A 13,476-nucleotide genomic window follows, 5' to 3' on the forward strand; every position below is an offset into this window, starting at 1 on the left:
GTTCTATTCCTCACAGGCCTGCGTGGGCGGCGATGGCGGCGGCGATGGCCAGGGCCAGCTCTTCGGGTTTGCGCTTGATCGAGTAGTTGGTCAGTTCAGGATGGCTTTCAACGAAGCTGGTGTTGAACTGGCCGCTACGGAATTCCGGATTGCGCAGGATTTCCTGGTAGTACGCGGCGGTGGTCTTGACCCCTTGCAGACGCATGTCGTCGAGGGCACGCAGGCCACGGTCCATTGCCTCTTCCCAGGTCAGCGCCCACACCACCAGTTTCAGGCACATCGAATCGTAGAACGGCGGAATGGTGTATCCGGTGTAGATCGCCGTGTCGGTACGTACGCCGGGGCCGCCGGGTGCGTAGTAACGGGTGATCTTGCCAAAGCTCGGCAGGAAGTTGTTTTTCGGGTCTTCGGCGTTGATCCGGAATTGCAGGGCGAAACCACGGTGGTGGATATCTTCCTGTTTCACCGAAAGCGGCAGACCGGAAGCGATGCGGATCTGCTCGCGAACGATGTCGATGCCAGTGATTTCTTCGGTGATGGTGTGTTCCACCTGCACCCGGGTGTTCATCTCCATGAAGTACACCTCGCCCTCGGCGAGCAGGAACTCCACTGTACCGGCGTTTTCGTAACCCACAGCCTTGGCCGCACGCACCGACAGGTCGCCAATGTAGGCGCGCTGTTCAGGGGTCAATTGCGGGCTCGGGGCAATCTCGATCAGCTTCTGGTTACGACGCTGGATCGAGCAGTCACGCTCGAACAGGTGCACCACGTTGCCAAAGCTGTCACCGAGGATCTGCGCTTCGATGTGTTTCGGATTGACGATGCACTTTTCCAGAAACACTTCCGCGGAACCGAATGCCTTGGTGGCTTCGGAAATTACCCGTGGGAAGGCTTGTTCAAGTTCTTCTCGGCTGTCACAGCGACGGATACCCCGGCCACCACCACCGGAGGTGGCCTTGAGCATGACCGGATAACCGATGCGGTCGCCTTCAATCAAGGCTTCGGCGATGTCCGCTACGTTGCCTTCGGTTCCCGGGGTGACTGGCACACCCGCCTTGATCATGCTGCGACGGGCTTCAGTCTTGTCGCCCATGCGGCGAATTACTTCAGCCGATGGACCGATGAACTTGATGCCGCGCTCGGCGCAAATGTCCGCCAGTTCAGCGTTTTCCGACAGGAAGCCATAGCCGGGATGCAATGCATCACAACCGGTTTCCACCGCCAGATTCACCAGTTTTCGCGCGTTCAGGTAACCCGCCAGCGGCTCGGCACCAATACTGTGGGCCTCGTCCGCACGCTTCACATGCAAGGCATGACGGTCGGCGTCGGAATAGATCGCGACCGAGCGAATGCCCATCTCGGCGCAGGCACGCACGATTCGTACGGCAATCTCACCACGGTTGGCGATCAGGATCTTTGTTATCACTTGGAGTTTCCCTTGAGCCGGTGGTACCCACGACCTGCTAGACCAGGTCGACGCGTGACCAAATGTTTCAATTTGGTCGCAGGTCCACACTAGCGCTCACAAGGGATTAACAAAAATGAATAATTATTGGGTCATGCATAAGTAAAGACTTATAGTTGAGGCATCAGCCTACGGCGAGAGCGTCCATAAAATGCGTAAGTCATTGATGCGTATGACATTGCGTCAATTGCAAATCTTCAATGAGGTCTGTGATTTGAGGTCCTACAGCCGCGCGGCCGACGAAATGTCGCTCACACAACCGGCCGTCAGCCTACAGATTCGTCAATTGGAAGAGCTGATTGGTCAGCCTCTGTTCGATTATGTCGGCAAAAAACTCTACATGACAGAAGCGGCCGAAGCTTTGCAACGCGCCAGCCGGGACATTTTCGGGCGCCTGGAAAACCTCGATATGCAGCTGTCGGACATGCAGGGCTCTTTGCAGGGTCAGCTGAAACTGGCGGTGGAATCCAGCGCCAAGTACTTCGTCCCTCACCTATTTGCCGCGTTCAAGCGCCAGCATCCTGAGGTCAATCTGCAACTGACGGTGGTCAACCGAGGCCAGGTGATTCGGCGTCTCTCCGACAACCGGGATGACTTGGTGATCATGTCGATGGTGCCGCAGGATATGGGGTTGGAGTTTTTGCCGTTCCTCAATAACCCGATCGTCGCCGTGGCTCCGCCGGATCATCCGCTGTGCCATATGGGACCGCTGCGCTTGCAGGATCTTGAGCCGTACACCTTGCTGTTACGCGAACCCGGCTCCGGAACGCGCATGGCGTGCGAAGAATACTTCAAAGAGAAACGCGTGCACTTCAACCAGACCCAGGAAGTCTCGTCAGCCGAAGCCCAGCGTGAATGCGTGTTAGCAGGTCTGGGCGTCGCGCTGTTGACGCGCCACGCCCTGAACCTGGAACTGGCGACCGGCGGGTTGATCGAGTTACCGGTCGAAGAACTGCCGCTATACCGCAGTTGGTGCCTGGTGCAAGCCAAGGCTAAACGCTTGTCACCGGTGGCCCACGCATTCCTTGCGTTCGTGCGCAGCGAGCGGGTACAGATCAGCGGCCTGGTTGAGCGCTTCGACGGGAAGCTGTCGGTGCGGCCTGCCAGTAATTGAGTTCGAGATCCTCAGGAAAATCGCCAATCTCGGCCAGAAGCTGACGGCGCTCGCAGCGATCTTCGATAGCGCGGCGAAATTCCATGCGGCGCTGATCTTCTTGCTGACGACGGGTTTTGACAGCGCTGTTGCGTTCTTCGTAAGGCAGGGCCATTTCGAGTCTCCCAAGACGATTACGGGAGTTTCACGATAGGCGCGGGGGATGACGGTTTGGCGGCCGAAGAGTTACAGAGAGATGAAAATTCAAAAATCAAAAAGATCGCAGCCTTCGGCAGCTCCTACAGGGAACGTGAATACCTGTAGGAGCTGCCGAAGGCTGCGATCTTTTGATCTTAGTCGTCGAGCGCTTTCACCGACTTCGGCGACAACCGCAAGCTGCGCAGGCTGCGCTTGACGCTCTTGAGGTGGTTGACCAGGCTCGGTCCGCGCGCCATGGCCACGCCCATCGCCAGCACATCGATCACCACCAGGTGAGCGATCCGCGAGGTCAGCGGCGTGTAGATTTCGGTGTCTTCATGCACATCAATCGCCAGGTTGACGGTCGACAGCTCGGCCAATGGCGTCTGGCTCGGGCACAGGGTGATCAACGAAGCGCCGCTTTCGCGCACCAGGTTGGCGGTGATCAGCAGATCCTTGGAACGCCCGGACTGGGAAATGCAGATCGCCACATCGGTCGGCTTCAGGGTCACCGCCGACATCGCCTGCATGTGCGGGTCCGAATAGGCCGCCGCGGTCAGCAGCAAGCGGAAAAATTTGTGCTGCGCATCCGCCGCTACCGCACCCGAGGCGCCGAAGCCATAGAACTCGACGCGCTGGGCCTGGGACATCAGCGTGACCGCCCGTTGCAACTCCACCGGATCGAGTTTCTCGCGAACCTCCATCAACGTGTGCAGGGTGGTGTCGAAAATTTTCAGGCTGTAGTCGGCGACCGAATCATCTTCGTGGATCGCGAACTGTCCAAAACTCGCGCCCGCCGCCAGGCTCTGGGCCAGCTTGAGCTTCAGGTCCTGGAACCCGGAGCAACCGATGGCACGGCAAAAACGCACGATGGTCGGCTCACTGATGCCGACGCTATGGGCCAGGTCGGCCATGGAACTGTGCATCACGGCCGCGGGGTCAAGCAGCACGTGATCGGCGACCTTGAGCTCCGACTTGCGTAACAGGTGGCGAGACTGGGCGATGTGTTGCAGCAGATTCAAGGGGCTGGACTCTTTGTTATTGGCAGGTGCCGGGGATGTAGCACGCTTGTAGTTATACTACATGAATCGGCATTTTGCCCGCTCAATGCGTTACCGAATCCCTCGATTTCAGGTGCCCGCGCTTCATGTAGCACTCATGACGGAGACCTGATCACCCCTCAACATCTGTCTTGAAGGGTAAAAATCAAACTGGCAGCTTTCAGAAAGTTCAAAGCATAGTTATGTCTGCAATCCGCAACACAACATACAGACTTACAAATACAACTAACAAAAAATCACCCAATCACAAGTTGATCTGGATATATTGATTGCGCAGGAAGCAAAAACTTAATTAAAGGAGCTACATATTATGAGCATTAAAACAAAAGACTGGACCGCACAAAACGATCGCATGCCCGGCGCTGCGTCTTTCCGTACCTTTGGCACCGTAACCGTTGCCCATACTGGCATTACACCTACGCTGGAAAAAACCGCAATCCAGGACAAATCCTTCGATCTGCGCCTGGAACTCAAATTGGTAAAATCCAACGAGGTTTCCTTGCAGGTAGAAACCGACAAGTTTGTAGAATATAAAGTAATGGGCGATTCCAATGTCACTGGCGTCAGCATTTTCTACGAAGGAAAGTTGCTGCACCATATCGACAAAGTTCTAATTACCAACTAAAAACCCATCAGCTTCCTGGCTTCCCGTCGGCACCAAACGTGTCCGGCGGGAAGTTGAGCCGTTCACACGGCACACTGCTCTCGTAGCAGACTCGCCAATCCATCCGCTTCGATGGGTCGACTGATCAGATACCCTTGCACCTCGTCGCAGCGCTCGGTTTTCAAAAACTCAAGCTGCTCAAGCCGCTCGACCCCTTCCGCCACGACCTTCAACGACAGGCCGTGCGCCATGGCGATGATCGCCCGAGTGATTGCCGCATCCTCGCTGCCCTCCCCCAAACCGCGAATGAACGCCTGATCGATCTTCACGTAATCCACCGGAATCCGCTTGAGATAGCTCAGGGATGAATAGCCGGTGCCGAAATCATCGATTGCCAGTTTCACGCCCAGATCTCGTAGCTGCTGGAAGGTCGCGATGATGTGCTCGACGCTGTCCAGCAACTGGCTTTCGGTGAGTTCCAGTTCCAGAAAGCGTGGCTCCAGCCCGGTTTCTTCCAGCACTTGACGCACCAGACTGACCAGTTTGCCTTGACGCAACTGATGCACCGACAGATTCACCGACACCCGAATCGCTTCAAGCCCCTGGCGCTGCCACTCACAGGCTTGCCAGCAAGCCTGACGCAATACGAACTCACCGATCGGGCCAATCAACCCGGTTTCCTCGGCCAGACCGATGAAATCCCCCGGAGGCACGCGGCCCATGGTCGGATGATCCCAACGCACCAGCGCCTCAGCGGCGTTCAACTTGCCCGTGGCAAGGCACAGTTTCGGTTGGTAGAACACCTTCAACTGCTTCTCTTCAACCGCTTTACGCAACTGGTTTTCCAGCTGCAACCGTTCCAGCGTGCTGGCCTGCAGGCTATCGGTGTAGAACTGGAAGTTGTTTCCGCCCAAATGCTTGGCGTGTTGCATGGCCATGTTCGACTGACTGACCAACGCGGAAATCTCTCGGGCACTGTCCGGCAACAAACTGATGCCCATCGACGCACTGACCACCAGTTCATGGCCCTCGACCGTCACCGGAATGCGCAACTTGTTCGATAACCGTGTCGCCACCCGCGCGAGACTCGAAAGGTTGCCGTAGGAGTTGAACAACACGGCAAACTCGTCACCGGACAGGCGCGCGATCGTGTCTGCCTCCGGCAAGGCATTGACCAGTCGCCGTGCCATTTTCTGCAATAATTGGTCGGCGACTTCATGACCCAGGCTGTCATTGAGTTGTTTGAACCGGTCGAGATTGATGTGCAGCAACGCCAAGCTGCGATAACCGCCCTGTCGCACCCGTTGGTGCGCCTCGCTGAGCCGCTCACGGAACATCGAGCGGTTGGCCAGACCGGTGAGCTCGTCGTAATGGGTCAGGTAGCGCATGCGCTCTTCGGATTCACGCCGGGCGGAGAGATCCGCGAAGAAGCCCACAATATGACTCACCTTTCCCCGAGGATCGCGCACCGTACTTAGTTGAAGCCACTGCGGATACATCTCGCCATTCTTGCGGGTTTCCACCAATTCGCCTTGCCAACTGCCGTGCTGCTCCAGCGCCTGATGAATCGCGGTGTAATGCCGGCGTGCATCGCGGCTGCACGGCAACTCGATCACGTTTCGACCCAGAATTTCCTCGATGTCATAGCCCGTCACACGGCTGAAGGCCTGATTGACCGCGAGCAACGCGTAATTGGGGTCAAAAATCACGATGCCTTCACTGGCGGCCTCGAACACCGTCGCCGCCAATTGCTGCTGTTCTTCAAGTGCCTTGCTCGCGCTGATGTCGCGGCGAGTGCCGACCATGCGGATCACCCGGCCGTTTTCGGCACGCTCGACTGCCCGCCCACGGTCCTCGATCCAGACCCAGTGGCCGTCGCCATGCCGCACGCGGTACTCGATCTGGTAGTCCTCGGTGCGCCCCTTCAAGTGCTCGACCAGCGCCCTTTTCAGCGCGGGAAGATCCTCGGGGTGGAGGCGCGGCTTGAGGTGGCGCAGGATTGCCGTCACCTGCTCCGGCTCCAGGCCAAACAACTCCTGAATCTGCGTGTGATGCACTTCGTCGGTTTGCAGATTCCAGTCCCACAACCCCAGTTCACTGGCTTTCAATGCCAGCGCCAGGCGCGCCTCACTCTTGCTCAGCGCCTGGTTGGCGGCATCCAGTTCCAGGCTGCGCTGGGCGACGCGGCTTTCCAGGTCGATCTGGATTTCGCGCAACTCGTCTTCAGCTCGCCGGCGCTGCTCGATTTCCTTTGCCAGTTTCTGATTAAGCTGGTCACCGCAATTTTGCGCTTGTTGCAGATGCTCGATCAGCGCCTGATTCTGGAAGCGTCGCAACAGGCCGCGATCGATAAGGCGATTGACCTGCCAGGCAACCACACTCAATGCGCCCAGCAGAATCAGGCCAAACCAGCCCCAGCCGTGCTGTTGTTCGTCACCACCCCAGAACATGAAGGCGATGGCCGGCAACAGGCAGGGCAAAGTGAAAGACAGGAAGGCCGGCAAACTGACCGCGTAGGCCACGCTGGCCGAGAGGGCCGCCGCACCGATCAGGCCGAAGACCCAGGCTTGCTGAATGAAGTTATCGGCGGGAACCAAGGCGATACCGGCACCGGCCAGGGTCAGGCCGGTGAGGCCGGAACCCAGCAAAAACATCCGTCGCCAGATGGGGTGGGCCTGCCGATTGGGAATGGCCGAATCGAAAGCCGCTACCTGAATCACCCGCAGCGCCACCAATGACAACAACCACACCAGCCAGACGCTGACCAGGAAGTAGCGCTGCGGACTCCAGAGCAACCCGGCGCAGACCAGACCATTGATCAACATGAACAGTGTGGGCAGCAAAGAGCCCTGATAGAGCAGACGCGTGCGTTCGACCGCCATTTCCATGGCGTACTGTTTTCGGATAACCCGGGGCTCCACGGTGGGGCCCGACAGGTCGGAGCTGAAGGTCATAGGCAATGTTCTTGTTCTTATAATGACGAGCATGGGGCCCGAAACGTCGACGGAGCATACACAAGCCAGTGCCCGGACCAAACTGCCCCCGGTCAAAAAACAGACAAAAGTATTAGCCCGCCGATCCGCTGCAAATGCCGCCGGACGAGTGCAGCCAACGCTTGCGGCCGATGACTGACCGGTCGTCCTGCGCGCCTCTTTCATCGGCTAATGCAAAGCGGGGTTTGCCCGGTGTGACGCCGCCCCCTAGAATGCCCCGATGCGCGATGATCTCTCCCTTCTGCTGAACTCCCTCAACGATGCCCAACGGCAGGCCGTAGCAGCCCCCGTGGGTCGTCAGTTGGTCCTGGCCGGTGCTGGTTCCGGTAAAACCCGAGTGCTGGTGCACCGTATCGCCTGGTTGATCCAGGTCGAAAACGCGTCGCCCCACTCCATTCTGTCGGTGACCTTCACCAACAAGGCCGCTGCCGAGATGCGCCATCGCATCGAGCAGCTGATGGGTATCAACCCGGCCGGCATGTGGGTCGGTACCTTCCACGGCCTGGCGCACCGCTTGCTGCGAGCGCACTGGCAGGAAGCAGGCTTGAGCCAGACCTTCCAGATTCTCGACAGCGACGACCAGCAGCGGCTGGTCAAGCGGGTGATCCGCGAGCTCGGCCTGGACGAGCAACGCTGGCCGGCCCGTCAGGCCCAATGGTTCATCAACGGGCAGAAAGACGAAGGTCTGCGCCCGCAACACATTCAAGCCAGCGGCGACCTGTTCCTGGCGACCATGCGCGGCATCTATGAAGCCTATGAGGCGGCGTGCTTGCGCGCAGGGGTCATCGACTTCTCCGAATTGCTGCTGCGTGCACTCGACCTGTGGCGTGATCATCCGGGCCTGTTGGCGCACTATCAAAAGCGCTTCCGGCACATACTGGTGGACGAGTTCCAGGACACCAACGCCGTGCAGTACGCCTGGTTGCGCCTGTTGGCCAAGGGTGGCGACAGCCTGATGGTGGTGGGCGATGACGACCAGTCGATCTACGGCTGGCGCGGCGCGAAAATCGAAAACATCTATCAGTACTCCGAAGACTTCCCGGACGCCGAAACCATTCGTCTGGAGCAAAACTACCGCTCCACCGCCGGCATCCTGAAGGCCGCCAACGCCTTGATCGCCAACAACACCGGGCGTCTGGGCAAAGAACTGTGGACCGATGGCGGCGATGGCGAAGCCATTAATCTGTACGCTGCGTTCAACGAACACGATGAAGCTCGCTACGTTGTCGAAACCATCGAAAGTGCGCTGAAAACCGGCCTGTCTCGCAGCGATATCGCGATTCTGTATCGCTCCAACGCCCAATCGCGCGTTTTGGAAGAAGCCTTGTTGCGTGAGCGCATTCCGTACCGCATTTATGGCGGTCAGCGCTTCTTCGAACGGGCTGAAATCAAGAACGCCATGGCCTACATGCGTTTGCTGGAAGGCCGTGGCAACGATGCCGCACTGGAACGGGTGATTAACGTCCCGGCCCGTGGCATTGGCGAAAAAACCGTCGAAGCGATCCGCGACCACGCACGCCACAGCGATGTGTCGATGTGGGAAGCGATGCGCCAACTGGTGGCCAATAAAGGCCTGACCGGTCGCGCAGCCGGCGCGCTCGGCGCATTCATCGAGTTGATCGAGAACCTCGCCGCCAAGTGCATGGAGATGCCGCTGCACCTGATGACCCAGACGGTCATCGAGCAGTCAGGCTTGATCGCCTACCACGAAGCGGAAAAAGGCGAGAAAGGCCAGGCCCGGGTAGAAAACCTTGAGGAACTGGTCAGCGCTGCACGCAACTTCGAAAACAGCGAAGAAGACGAAGACCTGACGCCGCTGGCGGCGTTCCTCGGTCACGCATCGCTGGAGGCTGGCGATACGCAGGCCGACGAGCACGAAGACAGCATTCAACTGATGACGCTGCACAGCGCCAAAGGCCTGGAGTTCCCTTACGTGTTCCTGGTGGGCATGGAAGAAGGCCTGTTCCCGCACAAGATGAGCCTGGAAGAGCCCGGCCGTCTTGAGGAAGAGCGCCGTCTGGCCTATGTCGGCATCACCCGCGCAATGCAGAACCTGGTGATGACCTATGCCGAAACCCGACGCCTATATGGCAGCGAGACCTACAACAAGGTGTCGCGCTTCGTACGCGAAGTGCCGAAAGGCCTGATCCAGGAAGTGCGGCTTTCCAACAGCGTCAGTCGTCCGTTTGGCGGCAATCAGTCGATGAGCGGTGGCAGCCTGTTCAGCGGCAGCGAGATTCCGCAGACCGGTTTCAGCCTCGGCCAGACAGTACGGCATTCGGTGTTTGGCGACGGCGTGATCCTGAACTTCGAAGGCGCCGGCGCACAGGCGCGGGTCCAGGTGAACTTCGGCGAAGGCAGCAAGTGGTTGATGCTGGGCTACGCCAAGCTCGAAGCAATCTAGCTTTCTGTAGGAGCGAGCCTGCTCGCGATAGCGGTAGATCAGTCGATAAATTTTTTGGCTGTGAGTCCGTCATCCCGAGCAGGCTCGCCCCCACAGGGTTCAACGACAAACCCTTCCTACAGAACTTATCCACTCATCCTACAGACCAAAGTTAACAGGACTTATTGCGCTGACTGAAGCTGAACCCGACCTGTCAGGCAAAAGCCCGAAACACTCTGCCGCTAGCCAGTAACACTTCAGCTGTGCAACATGGCGCGCGTGCCTTCCACAAATGGGAATTCCCTTTATGAAACGTTTTCTTAGCATCGCCATGGCGTTGTGCATCGGCCTGACGATGAGTCTCGACGTCAATGCCGCCAAGCGCTTCGGTGGTGGCAAAAGCGCAGGCGCTGCGCCGACTCACCAAACCAGCCAGATGGCTCCTTCTTCTCCAGGCATGGGCGGCGCTGCGGCGACCGCTGGTGCTGCCGGTGCCGCTGGCGCTGCTGCCAAGGCTGGCGGTGCTTCGCGCTGGCTCGGCCCTCTGGCCGGTATCGCGGCCGGTGGCTTGCTGGCGTCCATGTTCATGGGCGACGGCTTCCAGGGCATGCAGATCTTCGACATCCTGATCATGGCGGTCATCGCGTTCCTGGTCTTCCGTTTCATCGCCGCTCGTCGTCGCAAGCAGCAGGAGCAGTTCGCTCCGGCCGGCCACGCGCCGATGCAGCGTGAAGCGTTCGAGCAGAAGCCAGCCATGGGTTCGATCTTCGGTGGTTCGGCCGCACCCGTTGCCGCCCGTCCGGTGATCAACGCTCCGGCCTGGTTCAACGAACAGAGCTTCATAGAAGCCGCGCGCAGCCACTTCCAGTCGCTGCAACAGCACTGGGACGCGAACGAAATGGACAAGATCTCCGAGTTCGTGACCCCGCAGATGCTGGAGTTCCTCAAGCGCGAACGCGCTGACCTGGGTGACGCCTTCCAGTCCACTTACATTGATAACCTCAATGTGCAGCTGGACGGCGTGGATGACCGCGCCGACAAGACCATCGCCACCCTGACCTTCAGCGGCGTGTCGAAATCCTCGCGTTTCGACCAGGGCGAAGTGTTCAGCGAAAGCTGGAACATGGAACGTGCACAGGGTGAAAACCAGCCTTGGCTGGTCGCAGGTATCCGCCAGAACGGCTGATCATCCTCCGCGCTTCACTTGCTGTAATAAAAACCCCAGCCTCGGCTGGGGTTTTCTATTTCGCGGTTGCATCTATAGCAAGCTACTGTATAAACCGCCCCATATAAACCGCGCCATACAAGCAAGAGGATCCCGGACGTGGAAGAAATCATCGAACAACTGCGTGAAGCCAACGAACCGGTACCGGTCCCCTTGGAGTTACCCGACGAAGATCTGCTGGTGGAAATCGAAGAACAACTGTTCATCGATATTCCGTTCGTCTTCAGAGAGTTTTTGCTGACCGTCAGCGACGTTGTCTACGGCAGCCTGGAGCCGGTGACCGTCACCGACCCGCAATCCCACACCTACCTGCCGGATGTTGCTGCCAACGCCTGGGACGCCGGTATCGATCGTAGCCTGATCCCGATCTGCCAGGACGGTGATGACTACTACTGCGTCGAAGAAGACGGCACTGTGGTGTTGTGGCAGGCCGAAGAAGAGCTGATCGCCGAAGAAACCTGGGAGTCGGTATGGCACTGGGCGCGGGACGTCTGGCTGGAAAGCTGAGTCAGCCGACGCCCCACTGGATCAGTGCCCTGGCGAATCCTTGTGATTGTCCAGGGTATCCAGCAACGCCACCTGCATGCGCGTGTGGACGCGGATAAACCAGCGCCACAGCACCGCTGCTACGGCGGCTGCGACCACAGCGATCAGCACCAGCAACTTGTTGGTCGGCAGAATACTGGCCGACAAGGCTGCCAATAGCAGGAAAATCACCAGCAGCGAGAGAATCGGGATCACTTCGGCGATCACCCGGCGCACTCGCTCTGTGTGGCGCCCCGCCATTTCAGGCTTCACGCCCATTTCCGCGAGCAACATCGATAGCGCCTTGAGCTTGCGATAAGCGGCAATCAGGAATGGTAGCGACAACAGCAGCGCACCACCCCAGATCAATGCCTTCTGCCAGCTCGGATCGCTGACCCAGTCTTGCAGGTAGGTGGAGATGCGTTCGGCGAAGTAAGCGCCCGCGAAAAAGATCGCAATCACCAACGCCAGATTGACCCCGACCTGAAGCAGGATCCGTCGAATCATCGACGCCAGCAGCGCACCCTGGCCCTGCGGCTGGATGCTGCGCAGCCATTCGCCATACATCCCCAACACTCGACCCAGACGCTGCGGCATCACTGCGGCCAACTTGATCGACAACGGGTCTGCCGCTCGAATTAGATAAGGCGTCAGCAGCGTGGTGATCACCGAAACCGCCACGGCTACCGGATAAAGGAAGTTGCTGGTGACCTGCAGGGTCATGCCCAGCGAAGCGATGATGAAAGAAAATTCGCCAATCTGTGAAAGACCCATCCCGACGCGTAGTGAGGTGCGTCCGTCGTTGCCGGCGATAAAGGCACCGAGTCCGCAGGACAACATCTTGCCCAGAACTACCGCCACCGTGATCACCGCGATTGGCCAGGCGTATTGCAGCAGGATCATCGGGTCGAGCATCAGGCCGATGGCGACGAAGAAAATCGCACTGAACAGGTCGCGAACCGGTTCGATCAGGCGTTCGATCTTCAGCAACTGCCGGGATTCGGCCATGATCGCGCCAATCAGGAACGCGCCCAGGACCATGCTGTATTCAAGCTTGACCACCAGCAGGCAGAAGCCGAAACACAGGCCCAGCACGGTGATCAGCAGCATTTCATTGCTTTCGAATTTGGCCACGTAAGCCAGCAATCGCGGCACCAGCAAAATGCCGATCACCAATGCGACGATCATGAACAACGAGAGCTTGCCGACCGTCGAGAACACTTCGCCGGAGCTGACCGTGCCGCTGACCGCGATGCTCGACAGCAAGGCGATGATGCCGATACCGAGGATGTCTTCGACGATCAGCACACCGAAAATCAGCTGTGCAAAACGCTGATTCTTCATCTTCAGGTCGTTGAGCGCCTTGACGATGATGGTGGTCGAGGAGATCGCCAGAATCGCGCCGAGGAACAGTGAATCCATGGTGTTCCAGTCGAACCAGCGGCCGATTTCGTAGCCGATCCAGATCATCAGCACGATTTCCAGGAACGCCGCGATAAACGCCGTGGCGCCGACCTTGAACAACTTGCGCAGGCTGAATTCCAGGCCCAGGCAGAACATCAGGAAAATCACCCCGAGTTCCGCCAGGGTCTTGATGGTCTCTTCGTCGTGGATCAGCCCGAACGGTGGGGTGTGCGGGCCAATGATGAAGCCCGCAACAATGTAGCCCAGAACCACCGGTTGTTTGAGGCGATGAAAAACCACGGTCACCACACCCGCGATCAACATGATCACTGCCAGATCCTGAATAAAACTGATGGCATGCATGGCGTGTGGCTCCTTGGGTGACATGGCTCAACCAGCAGACGCAGGAAACGTCCGATTGAACGGGATACAAATCTGCTTTTCGCGTAGGAATTTGCCCTTTGGAGTGGGCTTTTGCAGGGTAACACCGCGACTTCCAGCAGAAAGGCGGTGCAATATATGGAA

10 protein-coding genes are annotated in these 13,476 nt (G+C 58.3%); 5 read left to right on the top strand and 5 right to left on the bottom strand.

Features of this window, described 5'->3' with window-relative positions; all coding sequences use genetic code 11:
• Nucleotides 1–10: 10 nt before the first annotated feature.
• Nucleotides 11–1,426 carry an acetyl-CoA carboxylase biotin carboxylase subunit gene (locus tag V6Z53_RS02005; protein WP_338583919.1) on the bottom strand — a complete coding sequence of 472 codons (1,416 nt, stop codon included), beginning with the start codon at nt 1,424–1,426 and terminating at the stop codon, nt 11–13.
• 190 nt (nt 1,427–1,616) lie between these two features.
• Here V6Z53_RS02005 and V6Z53_RS02010 point away from each other — a divergent pair, with 190 nt between their 5' ends.
• Complete coding sequence (locus V6Z53_RS02010; RefSeq protein WP_338583920.1) at nt 1,617–2,579, top strand: LysR family transcriptional regulator; 963 nt, start codon at nt 1,617–1,619, stop codon at nt 2,577–2,579.
• Here the strand turns inward: V6Z53_RS02010 and V6Z53_RS02015 are convergent.
• Nucleotides 2,521–2,733 carry a hypothetical protein gene (locus tag V6Z53_RS02015; protein WP_338583921.1) on the bottom strand — a complete coding sequence of 71 codons (213 nt, stop codon included), beginning with the start codon at nt 2,731–2,733 and terminating at the stop codon, nt 2,521–2,523. The two genes, V6Z53_RS02010 and V6Z53_RS02015, sit on opposite strands and share 59 nt — an antisense overlap.
• Before the next feature lie 178 nt (nt 2,734–2,911).
• Nucleotides 2,912–3,778, bottom strand: coding sequence for a transcriptional regulator HexR (hexR, locus tag V6Z53_RS02020; protein ID WP_007927594.1), 867 nt, complete (start codon nt 3,776–3,778; stop codon nt 2,912–2,914).
• Nucleotides 3,779–4,127: 349 nt separating this feature from the next.
• On the opposite strand from hexR, the gene V6Z53_RS02025 reads away from it, so the two are divergent.
• Nucleotides 4,128–4,442, top strand: a complete 315-nt coding sequence (locus V6Z53_RS02025; RefSeq protein WP_338583922.1) for a hypothetical protein — start codon at nt 4,128–4,130, stop codon at nt 4,440–4,442.
• A 62-nt stretch (nt 4,443–4,504) separates the two neighbouring features.
• On the opposite strand, the gene V6Z53_RS02030 is transcribed toward V6Z53_RS02025, so the two are convergent.
• Nucleotides 4,505–7,375, bottom strand: coding sequence for an EAL domain-containing protein (locus V6Z53_RS02030; RefSeq protein WP_338583923.1), 2,871 nt, complete (start codon nt 7,373–7,375; stop codon nt 4,505–4,507).
• A gap of 259 nt (nt 7,376–7,634) precedes the next feature.
• On the opposite strand from V6Z53_RS02030, the gene uvrD reads away from it, so the two are divergent.
• The 3 genes from uvrD to V6Z53_RS02045 all read left to right on the top strand — a co-directional run bounded on the left by uvrD (nt 7,635) and on the right by V6Z53_RS02045 (nt 11,529).
• A complete protein-coding gene (gene uvrD, locus V6Z53_RS02035; protein ID WP_338583924.1) occupies nt 7,635–9,818 on the top strand; it encodes a DNA helicase II in 2,184 nt (727 codons plus the stop codon).
• 286 nt (nt 9,819–10,104) lie between these two features.
• Nucleotides 10,105–10,983 carry a Tim44 domain-containing protein gene (locus V6Z53_RS02040; RefSeq protein ID WP_338583925.1) on the top strand — a complete coding sequence of 293 codons (879 nt, stop codon included), beginning with the start codon at nt 10,105–10,107 and terminating at the stop codon, nt 10,981–10,983.
• Between the two features lie 138 nt (nt 10,984–11,121).
• Nucleotides 11,122–11,529 (top strand): SMI1/KNR4 family protein, encoded by a 408-nt coding sequence (locus V6Z53_RS02045; protein ID WP_338583926.1) that lies wholly within the window; start codon nt 11,122–11,124, stop codon nt 11,527–11,529.
• 21 nt (nt 11,530–11,550) lie between these two features.
• Here the strand turns inward: V6Z53_RS02045 and V6Z53_RS02050 are convergent, their stop codons facing one another.
• Entirely contained in the window at nt 11,551–13,314 is a 1,764-nt protein-coding gene (locus V6Z53_RS02050) for a cation:proton antiporter (protein WP_338583927.1), read from the bottom strand.
• Nucleotides 13,315–13,476 lie beyond the last annotated feature (162 nt).

It is taken from the genome of Pseudomonas sp. MAG733B (assembly GCF_036884845.1).
Lineage (GTDB): Bacteria > Pseudomonadota > Gammaproteobacteria > Pseudomonadales > Pseudomonadaceae > Aquipseudomonas.